The sequence below is a fragment of the Streptomyces mutabilis genome (assembly GCF_046628145.1).
In the GTDB taxonomy this organism is placed as follows: Bacteria; Actinomycetota; Actinomycetes; order Streptomycetales; family Streptomycetaceae; genus Streptomyces; species Streptomyces mutabilis.
On sequence record NZ_CP176875.1, the window covers coordinates 85765 to 104061 of the forward strand.

The 18297-nt window shown below is 74.4% G+C and carries 17 protein-coding genes; 16 read left to right on the forward strand and 1 reads right to left on the reverse strand.

Going from position 1 to position 18297, the window contains the following annotated elements; genetic code table 11:
- Positions 1 to 160: 160 nt before the first annotated feature.
- The 8 genes from ACLIN4_RS36475 to ACLIN4_RS36510 are packed head-to-tail and all read left to right on the forward strand — an operon-like array spanning position 161 to position 8114.
- Positions 161 to 490 (forward strand): TcmI family type II polyketide cyclase, encoded by a 330-nt coding sequence (locus ACLIN4_RS36475; protein WP_100044755.1) that lies wholly within the window; start codon positions 161 to 163, stop codon positions 488 to 490.
- The gene (locus ACLIN4_RS36480; RefSeq protein ID WP_100044756.1) at positions 487 to 1758 is read left to right on the forward strand and encodes a beta-ketoacyl-[acyl-carrier-protein] synthase family protein; all 1272 of its coding nucleotides are present in this window, start codon (positions 487 to 489) and stop codon (positions 1756 to 1758) included. Before ACLIN4_RS36475 ends, ACLIN4_RS36480 begins: the two co-directional genes overlap by 4 nt.
- Positions 1755 to 2969: a ketosynthase chain-length factor gene (locus tag ACLIN4_RS36485; RefSeq protein ID WP_100044757.1), complete on the forward strand. Its 1215-nt coding sequence runs from the start codon at positions 1755 to 1757 to the stop codon at positions 2967 to 2969. Before ACLIN4_RS36480 ends, ACLIN4_RS36485 begins: the two co-directional genes overlap by 4 nt.
- A 47-nt stretch (positions 2970 to 3016) precedes the next feature.
- Entirely contained in the window at positions 3017 to 3286 is a 270-nt protein-coding gene (locus ACLIN4_RS36490) for an acyl carrier protein (protein ID WP_100044758.1), read from the forward strand.
- A gap of 15 nt (positions 3287 to 3301) precedes the next feature.
- Positions 3302 to 4090 (forward strand): 3-oxoacyl-ACP reductase FabG, encoded by a 789-nt coding sequence (gene fabG / locus ACLIN4_RS36495; RefSeq protein WP_107478678.1) that lies wholly within the window; start codon positions 3302 to 3304, stop codon positions 4088 to 4090.
- Between the two features lie 35 nt (positions 4091 to 4125).
- Positions 4126 to 5070 carry an aromatase/cyclase gene (locus tag ACLIN4_RS36500; RefSeq protein WP_289911735.1) on the forward strand — a complete coding sequence of 315 codons (945 nt, stop codon included), beginning with the start codon at positions 4126 to 4128 and terminating at the stop codon, positions 5068 to 5070.
- 2 nt (positions 5071 to 5072) lie between these two features.
- Positions 5073 to 6548 carry an FAD-dependent oxidoreductase gene (locus ACLIN4_RS36505; protein WP_382023295.1) on the forward strand — a complete coding sequence of 492 codons (1476 nt, stop codon included), beginning with the start codon at positions 5073 to 5075 and terminating at the stop codon, positions 6546 to 6548.
- Positions 6549 to 6608: 60 nt separating this feature from the next.
- Positions 6609 to 8114 carry an FAD-dependent monooxygenase gene (locus tag ACLIN4_RS36510; RefSeq protein ID WP_411576821.1) on the forward strand — a complete coding sequence of 502 codons (1506 nt, stop codon included), beginning with the start codon at positions 6609 to 6611 and terminating at the stop codon, positions 8112 to 8114.
- Positions 8115 to 8551: 437 nt separating this feature from the next.
- Here ACLIN4_RS36510 and ACLIN4_RS36515 read toward each other — a convergent pair whose 3' ends face one another.
- Entirely contained in the window at positions 8552 to 9523 is a 972-nt protein-coding gene (locus ACLIN4_RS36515) for a methyltransferase (protein WP_411576838.1), read from the reverse strand.
- Positions 9524 to 9887: 364 nt separating this feature from the next.
- Between ACLIN4_RS36515 and ACLIN4_RS36520 the strand changes: the two genes are divergently transcribed.
- The 8 genes from ACLIN4_RS36520 to ACLIN4_RS36555 all read left to right on the forward strand — a co-directional run bounded on the left by ACLIN4_RS36520 (position 9888) and on the right by ACLIN4_RS36555 (position 18296).
- Positions 9888 to 10985 carry a ScyD/ScyE family protein gene (locus tag ACLIN4_RS36520; protein ID WP_179342554.1) on the forward strand — a complete coding sequence of 366 codons (1098 nt, stop codon included), beginning with the start codon at positions 9888 to 9890 and terminating at the stop codon, positions 10983 to 10985.
- A gap of 271 nt (positions 10986 to 11256) precedes the next feature.
- Complete coding sequence (locus tag ACLIN4_RS36525) at positions 11257 to 12387, forward strand: inositol-3-phosphate synthase (RefSeq protein WP_381943989.1); 1131 nt, start codon at positions 11257 to 11259, stop codon at positions 12385 to 12387.
- Positions 12384 to 13379: an SCO3242 family prenyltransferase gene (locus tag ACLIN4_RS36530; RefSeq protein ID WP_373429131.1), complete on the forward strand. Its 996-nt coding sequence runs from the start codon at positions 12384 to 12386 to the stop codon at positions 13377 to 13379. The genes ACLIN4_RS36525 and ACLIN4_RS36530 overlap by 4 nt, the downstream gene beginning before the upstream one ends.
- Positions 13376 to 14221, forward strand: a complete 846-nt coding sequence (locus ACLIN4_RS36535; protein ID WP_107479106.1) for a sugar phosphate isomerase/epimerase family protein — start codon at positions 13376 to 13378, stop codon at positions 14219 to 14221. Before ACLIN4_RS36530 ends, ACLIN4_RS36535 begins: the two co-directional genes overlap by 4 nt.
- A complete protein-coding gene (locus ACLIN4_RS36540) occupies positions 14218 to 14817 on the forward strand; it encodes an EboA domain-containing protein (RefSeq protein WP_411576822.1) in 600 nt (199 codons plus the stop codon). The genes ACLIN4_RS36535 and ACLIN4_RS36540 overlap by 4 nt, the downstream gene beginning before the upstream one ends.
- Positions 14817 to 15689 carry a TatD family hydrolase gene (locus ACLIN4_RS36545; protein ID WP_411576823.1) on the forward strand — a complete coding sequence of 291 codons (873 nt, stop codon included), beginning with the start codon at positions 14817 to 14819 and terminating at the stop codon, positions 15687 to 15689. The genes ACLIN4_RS36540 and ACLIN4_RS36545 overlap by 1 nt, the downstream gene beginning before the upstream one ends.
- A 4-nt stretch (positions 15690 to 15693) precedes the next feature.
- Positions 15694 to 16863, forward strand: a complete 1170-nt coding sequence (eboE, locus tag ACLIN4_RS36550; RefSeq protein ID WP_289911745.1) for a metabolite traffic protein EboE — start codon at positions 15694 to 15696, stop codon at positions 16861 to 16863.
- On the forward strand, positions 16860 to 18296 hold the full coding sequence (locus ACLIN4_RS36555; protein WP_411576824.1) for a nucleotide pyrophosphatase/phosphodiesterase family protein: 1437 nt from the start codon (positions 16860 to 16862) through the stop codon (positions 18294 to 18296). The genes eboE and ACLIN4_RS36555 overlap by 4 nt, the downstream gene beginning before the upstream one ends.
- The last annotated feature ends 1 nt before the right edge of the window (position 18297 follow it).

The window sequence follows — 18297 nt, forward strand, 5'->3', positions numbered from 1 at the left end:
CGCCCGTGAACGCGGCTCAGGCCGGCCTCAGGCGCCGTGCGGGCCGGGCCCTACCGCCGGGCCGCACCGTCGGCACACAGGGGGGCCTCCCCCACCGGTCCCCCGGCCGCCCCGCCCACTACGCGAAATCTCCCATGCAACGCCGAGGAGCTGAACCTCTATGCACAGCACGTTGATTGTCGCCCGGATGGCCGAGGCCTCGAGCAACGACGTGGCGCGGCTGTTCGCCGACTTCGACGCGACCGACATGCCCCACCGCATGGGAACGCGGCGCCGCCAGCTGTTCTCCTACCGGGGCCTGTACTTCCACCTCCAGGACTTCGACGAGGACAACGGCGGCCAGCTGATCGAGGCCGCCAAGACCGACCCGCGCTTCGTCGGGATCAGCGAGGACCTCAAGCCCTTCATCGAGGCCTACGACCCAAAGACCTGGCGCTCGCCGGCCGACGCCATGGCCACCCGGTTCTACACCTGGGAGGCGTCCGCGTGAACCGGCGACGCGTTGTCATCACCGGGATCGAGGTCATCGCTCCCGGCGGTGTCGGCCGGGACAGGTTCTGGGACCTGCTGAGCAACGGCCGTACCGCCACCCGGGGCATCACGTTCTTCGACCCCGCCCCGTTCCGCTCGAAGGTGGCCGCCGAGGCCGACTTCGACCCCTACGAGCACGGCCTGACGCCCCAGGAGGTGCGCCGGCTGGACCGGGCCGCCCAGTTCGCGGTCGTCGCCTCGCGCGGCGCCGTCGCCGACAGCGGCATCGACCTGGGGGCCGTCGACCCGCACCGCGTCGGGGTCACCGTGGGCAGCGCGGTCGGCGCGACGATGGGCCTGGACGACGAGTACCGCGTCGTCAGCGACGGCGGCCGCCTCGACGTCGTGGACCACACCTACGCCGTCCCGCACCTGTACGGGCACATGGTGCCCAGCTCGTTCGCCGCGGAGGTCGCCTGGGCGGTCGGCGCCGAGGGCCCGAGCACCGTGGTCTCCACCGGCTGCACCTCCGGCATCGACTCCGTCGGCTACGCGGTGGAGCTGGTCCGCGAGGGCTCGGCGGACGTGGTGATCGCCGGTTCCTCCGACGCGCCGATCTCGCCGATCACCATGGCCTGCTTCGACGCGATCAAGGCGACCACCCCCCGCCACGACGAACCGCAGTGCGCCTCCCGCCCCTTCGACGCCACCCGCAACGGGTTCGTCCTCGGGGAGGGCACCGCCTTCTTCGTCCTGGAGGAGCTGGAGAGCGCCCGCAAGCGCGGCGCGCACGTCTACGCCGAGATCGCCGGGTACGCCACCCGCTCCAACGCCTACCACATGACGGGCCTGCGGCCCGACGGCGTGGAGATGGCCGAGGCGATCGAGCGGGCCATGGACGAGGCCCGGCTGAACCCGGAGTCGGTCGACTACATCAACGCCCACGGGTCCGGCACCAAGCAGAACGACCGGCACGAGACCGCCGCGTTCAAGCGGAGCCTGGGCGAGCACGCCTACCGCACCCCGGTCAGCTCCATCAAGTCGATGGTCGGGCACTCCCTCGGGGCCATCGGTTCCATCGAGATCGCCGCGTCCGCGCTGGCCATGGAGTACGACGTGGTCCCGCCCACGGCCAATCTGCACACCCCGGACCCGGAGTGCGACCTCGACTACGTGCCCGTCGTCGCCCGTGACCAGCTCGTCGACACCGTCCTGACCGTCGGCAGCGGCTTCGGCGGTTTCCAGAGCGCCATGGTGCTCACCAGCGCGGAAAGGAGCCTCGTATGACCGCCTCGGTGGTGGTGACCGGCCTGGGCGTCGCGGCACCCAACGGCCTGGGCACGCAGGACTACTGGTCGGCGACGCTGGGCGGCAAGCACGGCATCGGCCGCATCACCCGCTTCGACCCGTCCGCCTATCCGGCCCGGCTGGCCGGCGAGGTGCCCGGCTTCGTCGCCGAGGACCACCTGAGCAGCCGTCTGCTGCCGCAGACCGACCGGGTCACCCGGCTGGCGCTGGTCGCCGCCGACTGGGCCCTCAAGGACGCCGGCGCCGACCCCGGGCAACTGCCGGAGTTCGACATGGGCGTCATCACGGCGTCCGCCGCCGGCGGCTTCGAGTTCGGCCAGGGCGAGCTGCAGAACCTGTGGAGCCGCGGCAGCCAGTACGTCTCCGCCTACCAGTCCTTCGCCTGGTTCTACGCCGTCAACAGCGGCCAGATCTCCATCCGCAACGGCATGAAGGGCCCCTCCGGAGTCGTCGTCAGCGAGGGCGCGGGCGGCCTGGACGCCGTCGCGCAGGCCCGCCGGCAGATCCGCAAGGGCACCGCCCTGATCGTCACCGGCGCGCTCGACGCCTCGATCTGCCCCTGGGGCTGGGTCGCCCAGCTGACCACCGGCAAGCTGTCCACCAGCGACGAACCGACCCGCGCCTACCTGCCCTTCGACCGGGACGCGCGCGGCTACGTGCCCGGCGAGGGCGGCGCCATCCTCATCGCCGAGGACGCCGAGGCGGCCCGGGCCCGCGGTGCCCGCGTCTACGGCGAGATCGCCGGCTACGGCGCCACGATCGACCCCCGCCCGGGCAGCGGACGCGAGCCGGGCCTGCGCAAGGCCGTCGAGGTCGCCCTCGCCGACGCCGGGGCGGACGCCGCCGACGTCGACGTGGTCTTCGCCGACGGCGCCGGCGACCCGGCCGGCGACCTCGTCGAGGCGCAGGCGCTCAGCGCCGTCTTCGGGGACCGCGGGGTGCCGGTGACGGTGCCGAAGACCATGACCGGGCGCCTGTACTCGGGCGCCGCTCCGCTGGACCTCGCGGCGGCCTTCCTGTCGATCCGCGACGGGGTGATCCCCCCGACCGTGCACACCGAGCCGTGCCCGGACTACCCGCTCGACCTGGTTCTCACCGATCCCCGCCCGGCGCCCGTGCGCACCGCGCTCGTCCTGGCCCGCGGCAGCGGCGGTTTCAACTCCGCGATGGTCGTGCGCGCCGCCGTGTAGCGCACCCCGTCACCGCACACCCCGAACCACAGACGAAAGGACCCAGCATGGCCACCAAGCTGTTCACCCTGGAGGACCTCAAGCGCACCCTGCGGGAGGCCGCCGGGGTGGCCGAGGGCGTCGACCTGGACGGCGACATCCTCGACACCGAGTTCGAGGTCATCGGCTACGAGTCGCTCGCGCTGCTGGAGGCCGGCGGCCTCATCGAGCGCGAGTACGGCATCTCCCTGGACGAGGAGGCCGTCAGCGAGGCCAACACGCCGCGCTCCTTCATCGACGTCGTCAACGCGCAGCTCGCGCCGGCCCAGGCCGCCTGAAGGAGGACGCCCGACATGAGCGACAACAGCACCGCGAGGGTCGCCCTCGTCACCGGTGCCACCAGCGGCATCGGCCTGGCCTCGGCCCGCCTGCTGGCCTCCGCCGGCCACCGCGTCTTCATCGGCGCGCGCAACGCCGACAACGTCGCCGCCACCGTCAAGGACCTCCAGGCCGAGGGCCTGGAGGTGGACGGCACGGTCCTCGACGTGCGGGACACCGCCTCCGTCGACGCCTTCGTGCGGGCCGCCGTCGACCGCTTCGGCACCGTCGACGTACTGGTCAACAACGCGGGCCGGTCCGGCGGCGGCGTGACCGCCGACCTCACCGACGAGCTGTGGGAGGACGTGGTGGAGACCAACCTCACCAGCGTCTTCCGGATGACCCGGGCGGTCCTCAACGCCGGCGGCATGCGGCACAAGGACCGCGGCCGCATCATCAACATCGCCTCCACGGCCGGCAAGCAGGGCGTCGTCCTCGGAGCGCCCTACTCGGCCTCCAAGCACGGCGTCGTCGGCTTCACCAAGGCCCTCGGCAACGAGCTGGCTCCCACCGGCATCACCGTCAACGCGGTCTGCCCCGGCTACGTCGAGACCCCGATGGCCCAGCGCGTGCGCCAGGGCTACGCGAACGCCTACGACACCTCCGAGGACGCCATCCTCGAGAAGTTCCAGGCCAAGATCCCGCTCGGCCGCTACTCCACGCCCGAGGAGGTCGCGGGCCTCGTCGGCTACCTGGCCTCCGACACCGCCGCCTCCATCACCTCGCAGGCCCTCAACGTCTGCGGCGGTCTGGGCAACTTCTGACCTCCGCCCCACCGACACCCTCCGAGGAGAACCTCATGACGACGCGTGAGGTCGAGCACGAGATCACCATCGACGCCCCGGCCGCCGCGGTCTACGAGCTGCTCGCGGACGTGACCAACTGGCCGCGGATCTTCCCGCCCACCATCCACGTCGACCGGCTCGAGGAGCAGGGCGACGAGGAGCGCATCCGGATCTGGGCCACCGCCAACGGCACTCCCAAGGACTGGACCTCGCGCCGGACCCTGGACGCCGACGCGCTGACCATCACCTTCCGCCAGGAGATCCCGGCGCCGCCCGTCAAGCACATGGGCGGCACCTGGATCATCGAGCCGCTCGGCGAGGCCGCCTCCCGGGTGCGGCTGCTGCACGACTACAGCGCCGTCGGCGACGACCCGCACGACCTGCTGTGGATCGAGCGGGCCGTGGACAAGAACAGCACCTCCGAGCTGGCGGCGCTCAAGGAGAACGTCGAGCGCGTGCACGCCGCCGACACCGAGGAGCTGACCTTCTCCTTCACCGACACCGTGCGGATCGACGGCAGCGCCAAGGACGTCTTCGACTTCATCAACGAGGCCGACCGGTGGGCCGAGCGGCTGCCGCACGTGGCCGTCGTACGCCTCGGCGAGGACACGCCGGGCCTTCAGGAGCTGGAGATGGACACCCGCGCCAAGGACGGCTCGGTGCACACCACCAAGTCGTACCGCGTCGTCTTCCCGCACCACAAGATCGCCTACAAGCAGGTCACGCTGCCCGCGCTGATGACCCTGCACACCGGCGAGTGGACGTTCGTCGAGACCGAGGAGGGCACCAGCGCCTCCTCCCAGCACACCGTCACCCTCAACACCGACAACATCGCACGCGTCCTCGGCGCCGACGCCACCGTCGCCGACGCCCGCGCGTACGTGCACACGGCGCTGTCCACCAACAGCAGCGCCACGCTGGCCCACGCCAAGGCCTACGCCGAGCAGAAGAAGGCCTGACCGTGGCAGCGGACCGCCTTGCGGCCGACGTGGTCGTCGTCGGGGCCGGTCCCGTCGGGCTGATGCTCGCCGGTGAACTGGCCCGCGCCGGCGTCGACGTGGTGCTCCTGGAGAAGCGGCACGCCCCCAACCACGAGTCACGGGCCTCCACCCTGCACGCGCGCACCATGGAGATCCTCGACAGCCGGGGGCTGCTGCCCGACTTCGGGTCCCCGCCCGCCGAGCCCCGCGGCCACTTCGGGGGCGTCCCGCTGGACCTCACCCTGCCCAGCACCCACCCGGGGCAGTGGAAGGTGCAGCAGACCAAGACCGAGGCGGTCCTCGAGGAATGGGCGCTGGCGCTGGGCGCCGAGCTGAAGTGCGGGCACGAACTGGTCGCCGTCGGCGAGGTGGGGGACCGGGTCGAGGCCGAGGCCGTCGGCCGGGACGGCGTGCTGCGCCTGCGCTGCCACTACCTGGTGGCCTGCGACGGCGAGAACAGCACCGTGCGCCGCCTGCTCGGCGCCGGTTTCCCCGGCCAGGACGCCGGCCGGGAACTGCTGCGCGCCGACGTCGACGGCATCGACGTGCCCAACCGGCGCTTCGAGCGCCTGGAACGGGGCCTGGCCATCGCCGCGCGCCGCCCCGACGGCGTGACCCGGGTGATGGTGCACGAGTTCGGCTCGTCCGCCCGCGAGCGCACCGCCGACGCCTCGTTCGAGGAGATCGCCACCGTCTGGAAGCGGGTCACCGGCGAGGACATCAGCGGCGGGACCCCGCTGTGGGTCAACGCCTTCGGCGACGCCTCCCGCCAGCTCACCCGGTACCGGCACGGCCGGGTCCTGTTCGCGGGCGACGCCGCCCACCAGCAGATGCCGATCGGCGGGCAGGCCCTCAACCTCGGCATCCAGGACGCCTTCAACCTCGGCTGGAAGCTGGCCCTGTGCCTGGGCGGCGAGGCCGGCGACGAGCTGCTGGACACCTACCACACCGAACGGCACGCGGTCGGCCGGCGGGTGCTGGCCAACATCCGGGCCCAGGCCCAGATGCTGCTCGGCGACCGCACCGTGGAACCCCTGCGCGCGGTGCTCGGCGAACTGATCGGCCAGGAGGGCGTGCGGGCCCACCTCGCGGGCATGATCAGCGGCCTGGACGTGCGCTACGACGTCGGCGGCCCCGCGCACCCGCTGCTCGGCGCCCGGATGCCGCACACCGTGCTGCACGCCGGCCGGCGCCGGCTCCACCCCGCCCAGCTGCTGCGCACCGGCAGAGGCGTCCTGCTGGACCTGCGCGGCGGTGATCCGGCCGGGCCGCCCGACGGCTGGGCGGGCCGGGTGAGCGCGGTGGCGGTCCTCCCTCAGGACCCCGGCCCCCTGCACGGCGCCGACCGTGTGCTGCTGCGCCCGGACGGCCATGTCGCCTGGGTGGGCGAGGACATGCGCGACGAAGGGCTGCGGGCAGCCCTGGTCCGCTGGTTCGGCCCGCCCGCCGACCGGTAGGCCGCAACGGCCCCTCCCCCCACCGCAAGCGCAAGGACGATTCTGCAGAAAGGGAACACCATGGAAGGGACAGCGGTGGACACCGATGTCGTCGTCGTGGGCGCGGGGCCGACCGGCCTGATGCTCGCCGGGGAACTCGCCCTCGGCGGAGCACGCGTCATCGTGGTCGAGAAGCTGACCGAACCCACCATGCAGTCGCGCGGCCTGGGCTTCACCGCCCGCACGATGGAGACGTTCGACCAGCGCGGACTGCTGCCCCGCTGGGGCAGCCTGGAGACCATGCCGGTCGGGCACTTCGGGGGCGTGCAGTTCGACTACTCCGTGCTCCCCGACTCCCACTTCGGCGCCCGCGGCGTGGTGCAGTGGAAGACCGAGGAGGTCCTGGAGAAGTGGGCCGCCGAACTCGGCGCGGACATCCGGCGGGGCTGGGAGTTCGCCGAGCTGGCCGACGGCTTCCTGGACGGCGACGCCGTCGAGATCGCCCTGGACACGCCCGAGGGCCCGCGGCGGCTGCGCGCCTCGTACCTGGTGGGCTGCGACGGCTCGCGCAGCCGTATCCGCAAGGCGGCCGGCTTCGACTTCCCCGGCATCCCGGCCAGCCGCAAGATGTACGTCGCCGACGTCGTCGGCTGCGACCTGCGCCCGCGCTACCTCGGTGAGCGGCTGCCCAAGGGCATGGTCATGGTCGGTCCGCTGGGTGACGGCGTGAACCGGCTCATCGCCTGCCCGCACGGCACCCCGGTCAGCGACCGCGACACGACCGTTCCCTTCGAGGAGGTCGCCGACGCCTGGGAGCACATCACCGGGGAGGACATCCACCACGGCGGCGCGAAGTGGGTCAGCTCCTTCACCGACGCCACCCGCCAGACCTCCGAGTACCGGCGCGGCCGGGTCTTCCTGGCCGGCGACGCCGCCCACATCCACCTCCCGGCCGGCGGGCAGGGACTGAGCACCGGTGTGCAGGACGCGGTCAACCTCGGCTGGAAGCTGGCCCTGGTCACGCGCGGGGCGGCTCCCGAGGCGCTGCTCGACAGCTACCACGCCGAACGGCACCCGGTGGGCCGGCGGCTGCTGATGAACACCCGCGCCCAGGGCACCATCTTCCTCGGCGGCGAGCAGGCGGACCCGCTGCGCGAGCTGTTCGCCGAACTGCTGCGGTACGACGACGTGAAGAAGCACCTCGCGGGCATCGTCAGCCACCTCGACATCCGCTACGACCTCGGCGCGCAGGAGACCGACGGCCATCCGCTCGTGGGCCGCAGGATGCCGCCGCGGACGCTGGTGGGCGAGGGCGGCGAGACCCGGATCGCCGAACTGCTGCACGCCGGGCGGGGCGTGCTCCTGGACCTGGCCGACGACGCCGCGGCACGGGACGCGGCGGCGGGCTGGCAGGGCCGCGTGGACGTGGCGACCGTGGCCGCCGCGGACGCCGCCGGGACCGAGGCCCTGGCCGGCGCGACGGCCGTCCTGGTCCGCCCCGACGGCTACGTGGCCTGGGCCGGCACCTCTGCGGCCGACGGCCTCGCCCCCGCCCTGGAACGCTGGTTCGGCCCGGCGGCCCGCTGACCCTCAACCCCCCTCCGGCCGCCCGGCCCTGCGGTGCACCCCTCCCCGCACCGGCCTCCGGGCGGCCGGCCCCTTGTCCGCATCCCCCGCGCACCGGCCCCCGGACCCGGGCGGCCGGTGCCGCCGGTGCGCGCCTGCCCCGTACCGTCCTCCTCCGGACGGCCACGGCATCCGCGGGTGCCCCTTCCCCGCGCGCCTGGCCCTCCGGCAGCCCGGCCGTTCGGCGCACGCTCTTCCCCCCCCCAACCGGCCCCAGGGGCACTTCCCGCCCGGTTCGAAGGGGGGAACCGCCCCCCCGCCGACCCCGCCCCCGCCCACCGGCGAGGCCGAACGCGCGGTCCGCGCCCAGAACCACGACCGAGGCCCCGGCCGCTCCCCTTGCGGGGGCGGCCGGGGCCTCGGCGGGTCCGGTGGGCCCGGTGGGCCCGGTGGGGCGATCAGACCGGCACGGCCTCGACGACCGACACCGCGGCCGCCGTCTCCACCACGCGCTCCAGCCGGAAGCCGGCGCGGGACAGGAGGTCGGCGTACTGGCCGGCCGTGCGCTCCCGGCCGCCGACGAGCAGCATCAGCCACAGGTCGACCAGCTTCCCCGAGTGCGGCTCGTCGCCCTGCTCCGGCACGACCATCTCGACCAGCAGCAGCTTGCCGCCCGGCCGCACGGCCGCCCGCACGTTCCGCAGGATCTTCAGCACCTCCTCCTCGGGCCAGTCGTGCACGATGTGCTTGAGGACGTAGGCGTCGGCGCCGGTGGGCACCGGGCCGAACATGTCACCGGCCACGGTCGTACAGCGGTCGGCGACCCCCTGCCGGGCGAGGAACCCGGCGGCCCCGTTGGCCTCGACGCGTGGGTCGAACAGGATGCCGCGGGTCTGCGGCGATCCGCGCAGGATGCCCGCCAGCAGCCCGCCCTGCCCGCCGCAGAAGTCCAGCACGGTGCCGAAGGCGGAGAAGTCGTAGGCGGCGGCCACCGGTTCGGTCTCGGTGGCGGACATGTTGCCCATGCCGTTGATGAAGACCGCGCCGTACTCCGGGTTGCTCTCCAGGTACTCGAACGCGCTCATGCCGCGCAGCTTCGGCAGACTCGGCTCGCCGGTGACCACCGTCTCCAGGAAGGCGCTCCAGTCCTCCCAGTGGGTCGGGTGCCCCATCAGCAGCGCGATGTCCCGCATCGTCATCGGGTGGTCGGCGCGCAGTGCCTCCCCCATCGGGGTCAGCCCGTACGTGCCGTCCGGGTGGCCGGCGAAGACGCCCTGGGAGGCCAGCAGCCGCAGCACCCGGCCCAGGGCGTCCGGGTTCGCGCCGACGCGTCCGGCGAGCTCCTCCGGGCCGAGCGGACCGTCCGCCAGCGCCTCGGCCACACGCAGCTCGGCGGTCGCCCGCAGGGCCTGCGTGATCATCGAGCCCATGATCAGTTCGAGCAGGGCGAAGGGCGGCGGCGCCATCTCCCTGACCTGCTTCTGGAGTTCCGCCCGCTGTTTTTCCAGGTCGCGGACCACTGAAGGGGGCGGCAGTTCCGGCATGCGATTCCTCCCGTGCAGTAGGTGCTCATTCCGTCCCAGCCGCCGAACGGGCAAGGGACCCGGTTGTCAACGGTAGGAATAATTTTCGGGAATCACTGGAGGGCTGCTCGAATTCAGATCGCGCCCGGATTAATTCTGTTTAAGTGCGGCAAATAAGCGGTCAAACGCCCCCGTCGACTCCCCTATGGTGGCGCAGGTTTCGCATCCGGCTCTCCGAAAAATCGGGGGAAGCATGCAGCGAAGGAGAGACATGTCGAATTCACGCGCCTCCTGGAAGAAGGTCCTGCCGACGGCCGCCGCTGCGGCGGTGATGCTGACGGCCACGACGGCCGCCGTCCCTGCCGAGGCCGGGGCCGAGGAAAAGCCCTCCGCCACGCTGACGGTCGTCGCCTCCGGTCTGAAGAACCCGCGCGGCATCACCGCGCAGTCCGACGGTTCGGTGCTGGTGGCCGAGTCCGGCGAGGGCCTGCCGGGCTGCGCCGCGGGCACCCGCTGCCTGGGCGCCACCGGCGCCATCGTCAAGGTGCCGTTCGGCGGCAGCATGAGCCGTGTGGTGACCGGGCTGCCCTCCGTCGCCGTCGGCGCGGCCGACCCCACCACCGTCAACGCCAGTGGCCCGTCCCAGGCCGTGGCCGGCACCACCGCCGGCAGTGGCTACACCGTGCTGTCGGCCTTCGGCGGCCCCGGCACCCCCGAACTGCGCTCCTCCCTCGGCGCCTCCGCCAAGACGCTGGGCACCGTCTTCCGCACCGGCGACAACAAGGTCCTCGGCGACATGGTCACCCACGAGGCCACCCTGAACCCCGACGGCGGGGACATCAACGGCAACCCGTGGCGGTTCGTGCGGGACGGCGCGGGCTTCCTGGCCACCGACGCCGGCTCGAACGACGTGGTCGCCGGTCCGGGCGACGGCACCACCTCCACCAAGTACGTGCTGCCGAAGAACGGCACCGCCGAGTCGGTGCCCACCGGCATCGTCAAGAGCTCCGACGGCACGCTCTACATAGCCGACATGGGTGGCGGGCAGGTCGGCGGCTCGCGCATCTGGAAGGTGCCGCCGGGCCAGCAGCCGCAGGTCCTCGTCTCCGGGCTGACCAACATCGTGGACATCGCCTTCGACTGGAAGGGCGACCTGCTCGCCCTGTCCTACAGCTCCTCCTCGCTGGCCGGGGCGCCGACGCCGGGCTCGCTGTCCGAGATCGACCTGAGCACGAAGAAGGTCACCACCATCCCGACCGGCGACCGGCTGCGGCAGCCCTCCGGTCTCGGCGTCGACATCTTCGGCTGCGTGTACATCACCAACCACTCCGTCGGCACGAACGGCCAGCTGGTACGCGTCTGGTACTGAGGCCGGGCGGGCCTGACACAGGCTCACCGCGCCGCCTTCCGAGGCTGCCGTCCCCATTCGCGGCCCCGCCGGGTTCCCCCGCCGGCGGGGCCGTCGCCGTGCCCGGGGGCGCGCGCACCAGGTGGTCGGGCGGTGGCCGGGCCTCCGGTGGGGAACCGCTCGGCCGCCGCTCGACAGCGGCCGGAGGGGGACGGCCGCCGACCGCACGGATCGGCATTCTGGCCGGGCATCCGCTTGCGCGGACCCCATCCGACGCCCAAGGAGGCCGCCCGTGTCCGTTCACGCCCACACCCCCGCCGCAGCACCACCGACCGGCGTGTGGCTGGTCGGTGCCCGGGGCTCGGTCGCCACGACGACCGTCGCCGGCTGCGCGGCCCTCGCGGGAGGGCTGCTCGCGCCCACCGGCCTGGTCACCGAGACGCCCGCGTTCGCCCGCAGCGGTCTGCCCGAGCTGTCCTCCCTGGTCTTCGGCGGCCACGACACCGGCAGCGGTCCGCTGCCCAAACGGGCCGAACAGCTCGCCGCGCAGGGCGTGCTGCCGCACTGGCTGCCCGGTGCCGTGCACGGCGACCTGGCCGCCGCCGACAGCCGCGTGCGGCCCGGCGGACCGCAGGCCGGCGACGAGCGCGGCACCGAGGAGCTGATCGACGCGTTCGCCGCGGACCTGCGGGAGTTCGCGCGCACCACCGGCGCCGTCCGTACCGTCGTGGTGAACGTCGCCTCCACCGAGCCCGTCCCCGGCCCCGGCGAGTGGCCGGCCAGCTCCCTGTACGCGGCGGCGGCCCTGCGCGCCGGCTGCTCCTACGTCAACTTCACCCCCTCGGCCGGGATGAACCACCCGCGGCTGGCGGACGCGGCCGCCCTCGCGGGCCTGCCGTGCGCGGGCCGGGACGGCAAGACCGGCCAGACCCTGCTGCGGGCGGTGCTGGCGCCCATGTTCCGCCAGCGGGCCCTCCAGGTGCGGGCCTGGTCGGGTACGAACCTGCTCGGCGGCGGCGACGGGGCCGCGCTCGCCGACCCGGCGGCCGCCGCCGCGAAGAACGCCGGCAAGGAGCGGGTGCTGGTCGACAACCTGGGCGCGCGGCCCGAGGGCGACGTGCACATCGACGACGTACCGGCGCTCGGGGACTGGAAGACGGCGTGGGACCACGTCGCCTTCGAGGGTTTCCTCGGCACCCGCATGGTGCTGCAGACGATCTGGCAGGGCTGCGACTCCGCGCTCGCCGCGCCGCTCGTGCTGGACCTGGCGCGGCTGCTGGCCCGCGCCCACGAGGTGGGCCTGTCCGGGCCCCGGCCCGAACTCGGCTTCTACTTCAAGGACCCCGACGGCGACAGCACGTCCCTGGCCCAGCAGTACGCCGCCCTGCTGGCCTTCGCCGACCGGCTGGGGGAGCACCGGTGAGCATCACCTCCACCGGCGCGGTCCGGCGGCTGCGATCCCGCCTCCACCGGCCCGCCCCCACGGCGCCCCCCGCCTCCCCGTCCGTCGCCGGCGGCCGCACCGGCGGCCCCGCGGTCCCCGTCGCCGCCACCGCCCGTGCCTGGGCCGAACTGCTGCGGGTGCCCGCGGTGTTCACGGTGCCCGGCGACGCGCTGGCCGGCGCCGCGGCCGCCGGGGCGCGGCCCGGGCGGACGACCGCCCTCGCGGTGGGCGCCTCGGTGTGCCTGTACGAGGCGGGCATGGCCCTCAACGACTGGGCGGACCACGAGGAGGACGCCGTGCAGCGCCCGCACCGCCCGCTGCCCTCGGGCCGCGTCCGGCCGCGTGCCGCGCTGGCGGCGGCGGGCACGCTGACGGCGGCGGGCCTGGCCCTGGCCGCCCGCGCCGGCCGGCGGCCCCTGGCCGTCGCCGTACCGCTGGCGGCCACGGTGTGGGCGTACGACCTGAAGCTGAAGCACACCCCGGCCGGTCCCGCGGCGATGGCCGCCGCGCGCGGACTGGACCTGCTGTTGGGGGCGGCCGCCACCGGCCGCCCGCTGCGCCCGGCACTCGTCCCGGCGGCCACCCTGGCCGGCCACACCTGTGCCGTCACCCTGGCCTCCCGCCGCGAGACCGAGGGCGGCTCGCCGGCGGCCCCGCTCACGGCGCTCGCGGCCACCGCGGCCGTGACCGCGAGCCTGCTGCCCGTCGCGCGCCGCCCGGCCGCGGACCGGCACGCCGTACGCACCGCCCTGGCGCTCGGCTACCTCGCCACGGCCGCCCCGCCGCTGGCGCACGCCGCCCTCAACCCGTCACCCGTGCTCGTCCAGCGGGCGGTCGGCGCCGGGATCAGGGCCACCGTCTGTCTGCAGGCGGCGCTCACGGCCCGCGCCGGGGCGCCCGTGGCCGGGCTGCTGACCGCGGCGCTGGCCCCGGTCGCGGCCCGGCTGGCGCGGAAGGTGAGCACCACATGAGCCGGCTGAACCTGGGCTACGGCACCAACGGGCTGACCGACCTGCGCCTGGACGACGCGCTCGCCCTGCTCGCCGACCTCGGCTACGACGGGGTCGGACTGACCCTCGACCACATGCACCTCGACCCGCTGGCGGCGGACCTGGCCACGCGCACCGCCCGCCTCGCGCGCCGCCTGGACCGGCTCGGAATGCAGGTCACGGTGGAGACCGGCGGCCGCTACGTCCTCGACTCGCGCCGCAAGCACGCGCCCACCCTGCTGGACGAGGACGCGGACGCCCGCGGGCTGCGCGTGCGGCTGCTGATCCGCGCCCTGCGCGTCGCCGCCGACCTCGGCGCGCACGCCGTGCACTGCTTCAGCGGCGTGACGCCGGCCGGGACCGACCCGGACACCGCCTGGAAGCGGCTGGCGGACACCCTCGAACCGGTCCTCGACGTCGCGGAGACGACCGGGGTCCCGCTCGCGGTCGAACCCGAACCCGGCCATCTGCTGGGCGACCTGGCCGGCTTCCACCGGCTGCGGGCCGACCTGGGCGACCCGCCCCCGCTCGGCCTGACCCTCGACATCGGCCACTGCCAGTGCCTGGAGCCCCTGCCGCCCGCCGACTGCGTGCGCGAGGCCGCGCCCTGGCTGAAGCACGTGCAGATCGAGGACATGCGCCGGGGTGTCCACGAGCACCTGCCGTTCGGCGAGGGCGAGATCGACTTCCCGCCCGTCCTGGCCGCGCTGACCGCCGCCGGCTACCGGGGACTGACCGTGGTCGAACTGCCCCGCCACTCGCACGCCGGCCCCGAACTCGCCGCGCGCTCCCTGCGGTTCCTGCGAAACGGAGGCACCGGATGACCACCGTCCACGCCGAGAAGGACCCCGCCGTCCCCCGGCCCGCCCCCGGCGCCGAACAGGACGCGCGCGACTGGCTCGCCCGGGCCTGCGCCGCGGCCGCGGCCGGGGACCGGGACTGGGAGCTGCGCTTCGCGGAGGCCGGCCGCCGCTGCCGTGCCCTCGGCGACACCGCCCGGGTGGAGCTGCTGGCCGCCGCCCGTCCGGACGCCGCCACCGTGACCCGGCTGTACCGGCAGGGCACGACCGTCGAGCGCCGCGCCGTACTGCTGGCCCTGCCGCGGCTGGACCTCGCGCCGGCGCACGGCACGCCGCTGGTCGAGGACGCCCTGCGCACCAACGACACCGGCCTGCTGGCGGCCGCCGTCGGCCCCTGCGCCGCCCGGTACCTGGACGCCCACGCCTGGCGGCACGCGGTGCTCAAGTGCCTGTTCACCGGGGTGCCGGTGGTCCGCGTCTTCGCCCTGGCCGAACGGGCCCGCGGGGACGGGGAGCTGGCCCGGATGCTGCGCGCGTTCGCGGACGAACGCACCGCCGCCGCGCGAGAGGTCCCCGAGGACCTGCGCCACATGCTCGCCCTGACCGAGGAGGAACGGTAATGCGCATCTTCGACCCGCACATCCACATGACGTCCCGGACCACCGACGACTACGAGGCCATGCACGCCGCGGGGGTCCGGGCGGTGGTGGAGCCCGCGTTCTGGCTCGGCCAGCCCCGCACCTCGGCCGCCTCCTTCCTCGACTACTTCGACACGCTGCTCGGCTGGGAGCCGTTCCGCGCCGCCCAGTACGGCATCGCCCACCACTGCACGATCGCCCTCAACCCCAAGGAGGCGAACGACCCGCGGTGCGCCCCCGTCCTCGACGAACTGCCCCGCTATCTCGTCAAGGACCGCGTCGTGGCCGTCGGCGAGATCGGCTACGACTCGATGACCCCCGCCGAGGACACCGCCGTGGCCGCCCAGCTCCAGCTCGCCGCCGACCACGGCCTGCCCGCCCTGGTGCACACCCCGCACCGCGACAAGCTCGCGGGACTGCACCGCACGCTGGACGTCGTTCGGGAGTCCGCCCTGCCGGCCGGGCGGGTGCTGCTGGACCACCTCAACGAGACCACCGTCGCCGCGGCCCGGGAGGCCGGCTGCTGGCTGGGCTTCTCCGTCTACCCGGACACCAAGATGGACGAGCAGCGCATGGTCGCCGTGCTGAAGGAGTTCGGCCCCGAGCGGGTGCTGGTCAACTCGGCCGCCGACTGGGGCAGGAGCGACCCGCTGAAGACCCGCAAGGTCGGCGACGCCATGCTCGCCGCGGGATTCACCGAGGACGAGGTGGACCTCGTGCTGTGGCGCAACCCGGTCGCCTTCTACTCCCTCAGCGGCCGCCTCGACCTCGACGTCGCCGCCACCGGCCCCACCCACGAGGGCAACTCGATCCTGCGCGGCGCCCCGGCGCACCCCGTGCCCGCAGGGCGGTGACCCGGTGCGCTTCCGCCACCCGGACGGCAGCGTCGTCCACCTCGCGTACTGCACCAACGTGCACCCCGCCGAGGACCTCGACGGCGTCCTCGCGCAGCTGGGCGCCCACTGCGCGCCGGTCCGCCGCCGCCTGGGCGTGGACCGGCTCGGCGTCGGCCTGTGGCTGGCCGCCGGTGCCGCCCGCACCCTGGACACCGACCCGCGCGCCCTGCGCACCCTGCGCGACACCCTCGACCGGCACGGGCTGGAGGTCGTCACCCTCAACGGCTTCCCGTACGAGGGGTTCGGCGCCGGCGAGGTCAAGTACCGGGTGTACCGGCCGGACTGGGCGGACCCGCGCCGCTACGCCCACACCCTCGCGCTCGCCCGGATCCTGGCCGCCCTGCTGCCCGACGACGTCACCGAGGGCAGCGTCTCCACTCTGCCGCTGGCCTGGCGGACCGCGTACGACGCCCGGCGCGCGGCCCGTGCCCGAGCGGCCCTGACCGAACTGGCCGGCCGTCTCGACGAGCTGGCCCGCACGACCGGCCGCTCCGTCCGCGTCGCCCTGGAGCCCGAGCCCGGCTGCGTGGTGGAGACCTGCGCCGACGCGATCGGCCCGCTCACCGCCGTCGGCCACGACCGGATCGGCGTCTGTGTCGACACCTGCCACCTGGCCACCTCCTTCGAGGAGCCGGAGACCGCCCTGCCCGCGCTGACCGCGGCCGGCGTCGGCGTGGTCAAGGCCCAGGTGTCCGCGGCCCTGCACGCCGAGCACCCGGACCGCCCCGGGACACGGGAGGCCCTGGCCGCGTTCGCCGAGCCGCGCTTCCTGCACCAGACCCGCACCCTCACCGCCGCCGGCCTGCGCGGCACCGACGACCTCGCTCCCGCCCTGACCGGCGCCCGGCTGCCCGCCGGCAGCCCCTGGCGCTCCCACTTCCACGTGCCGCTGCACGCGGCACCCGCCCCGCCCCTGACCTCCACGCTGCCCGTGCTGCGCCGCGCGCTGTCCGTCCTGGTGGGCGGCGACCGGCCGCTGACCCGGCACCTGGAGGTGGAGACGTACACCTGGCAGGTGCTGCCGCCCGACGCGCGCCCCCGCGACGCTGACGGGCTCGCCGACGGCATCGCCGCCGAACTGTCCCTCGCCCGCGACCTGCTGACCGACCTCGGCCTGAAGGAACTGCCATGACCCGCCCCGAAGGGCCCGTGCCCCTGCTCGTGCTGGACGTCGTCGGCCTGACCCCGAAGCTGCTCGCCCACATGCCGCACCTGGCCGCGCTGGGCGAGCGGGGTTCGAGCGCCCCGCTGGACACCGTGCTGCCCGCGGTCACCTGCTCGGTGCAGGCCACCTTCCTCACCGGCCGCTCCCCCGCCGAGCACGGCATCGTCGGCAACGGCTGGTACTTCCGCGATCTCGGCGAGGTCCTGCTGTGGCGGCAGAGCCACCGGCTGATCGAGGGCGAACGGGTCTGGGACGCCGCCCGCCGCGCCCACCCCGGCTACACCGTCGCCAACGTCTGCTGGTGGTACGCCATGGGCGCCGACACCGACTACACGGTCACCCCCCGCCCCGTCTACCGCGCCGACGGCCGCAAGGAGCCCGACTGCTACACCCGGCCCCCGGCCCTGCACGACGAGCTGACCGAACGCCTGGGCACCTTCCCGCTGTTCAGCTACTGGGGCCCGGGCGCGGGCCTGGCCTCCTCCCGGTGGATCATCGACGCCACCCGGTACGTGATGACCTCCCGCGACCCGCACCTGACGCTCGCCTACCTGCCGCACCTGGACTACGACCTGCAGCGCTTCGGCCCCGACGACCCCCGCTCGGCGCGCGCGGCCGCCGACCTCGACACGGCACTGGCCCCGCTGCTCCGGGAGGCCCGCGCGCAAGGCCGCACGGTGGTCGCGCTGTCCGAGTACGGCATCACCCCCGTCAGCCGGCCCGTGGACGTCAACCGCGCCCTGCGCCGTGCCGGCCTGCTCGAGGTGCACACCCAGGACGGCATGGAGTACCTCGACCCGATGGCCTCCCGCGCCTTCGCGGTCGCCGACCACCAGATCGCCCACGTGTACGTCCGGCGCCCCGAGGACCTGGACGCCACCCGAGCCGCCCTCGACGGACTCCCCGGGATCGGACAACTCCTCGACGACGAGGGCAAGAAGGCCCACCGCCTCGACCACCCCCGCGCCGGCGAACTCGTCGCCGTCGCGGAACCCGACGCCTGGTTCACGTACTACTACTGGCTCGACGACGACCGCGCGCCCGACTTCGCGCAGCTCGTCGAGATCCACCGCAAACCCGGCTACGACCCCGCCGAGCTGTTCATGGACCCCCACGACCCCTATGTGAAGGCCCGGGCGGCCACCGCCCTGGCCCGCAAGAGACTCGGCATGCGTTACCGCATGGCCGTGGTGCCCCTGGACCCCGCACCCGTCCGCGGCAGCCACGGCCGCCTCCCGGCGGGCGACGGCGACGGCCCGGTGGTGCTGTGCTCCGCCCCCGGCGCCCTGCCCGGCCGGATGGCGGCCACCGAGGTCAAGCAACTGCTGCTGGACCTGGCCGGCGCGGGCGGCGGGGCCCGCCGGCCGGCCGCGCCCGCGCCGGCCGCCGCGCGGACCTGAG

Coding starts and splice junctions, on each gene's coding strand:
- ACLIN4_RS36475 (WP_100044755.1), top strand. CDS start 161: ATGCACAGCACGTTGATTGTCGCCCGGATGGCCGAGGCCTCGAGCAAC.
- ACLIN4_RS36485 (WP_100044757.1), top strand. CDS start 1,755: ATGACCGCCTCGGTGGTGGTGACCGGCCTGGGCGTCGCGGCACCCAAC.
- ACLIN4_RS36490 (WP_100044758.1), top strand. CDS start 3,017: ATGGCCACCAAGCTGTTCACCCTGGAGGACCTCAAGCGCACCCTGCGG.
- fabG (WP_107478678.1), top strand. CDS start 3,302: ATGAGCGACAACAGCACCGCGAGGGTCGCCCTCGTCACCGGTGCCACC.
- ACLIN4_RS36500 (WP_289911735.1), top strand. CDS start 4,126: ATGACGACGCGTGAGGTCGAGCACGAGATCACCATCGACGCCCCGGCC.
- ACLIN4_RS36510 (WP_411576821.1), top strand. CDS start 6,609: ATGGAAGGGACAGCGGTGGACACCGATGTCGTCGTCGTGGGCGCGGGG.
- ACLIN4_RS36515 (WP_411576838.1), bottom strand. CDS start 9,523: ATGGGCTCGATGATCACGCAGGCCCTGCGGGCGACCGCCGAGCTGCGT.
- ACLIN4_RS36520 (WP_179342554.1), top strand. CDS start 9,888: ATGTCGAATTCACGCGCCTCCTGGAAGAAGGTCCTGCCGACGGCCGCC.
- ACLIN4_RS36535 (WP_107479106.1), top strand. CDS start 13,376: ATGAGCCGGCTGAACCTGGGCTACGGCACCAACGGGCTGACCGACCTG.
- ACLIN4_RS36540 (WP_411576822.1), top strand. CDS start 14,218: ATGACCACCGTCCACGCCGAGAAGGACCCCGCCGTCCCCCGGCCCGCC.
- ACLIN4_RS36545 (WP_411576823.1), top strand. CDS start 14,817: ATGCGCATCTTCGACCCGCACATCCACATGACGTCCCGGACCACCGAC.
- ACLIN4_RS36555 (WP_411576824.1), top strand. CDS start 16,860: ATGACCCGCCCCGAAGGGCCCGTGCCCCTGCTCGTGCTGGACGTCGTC.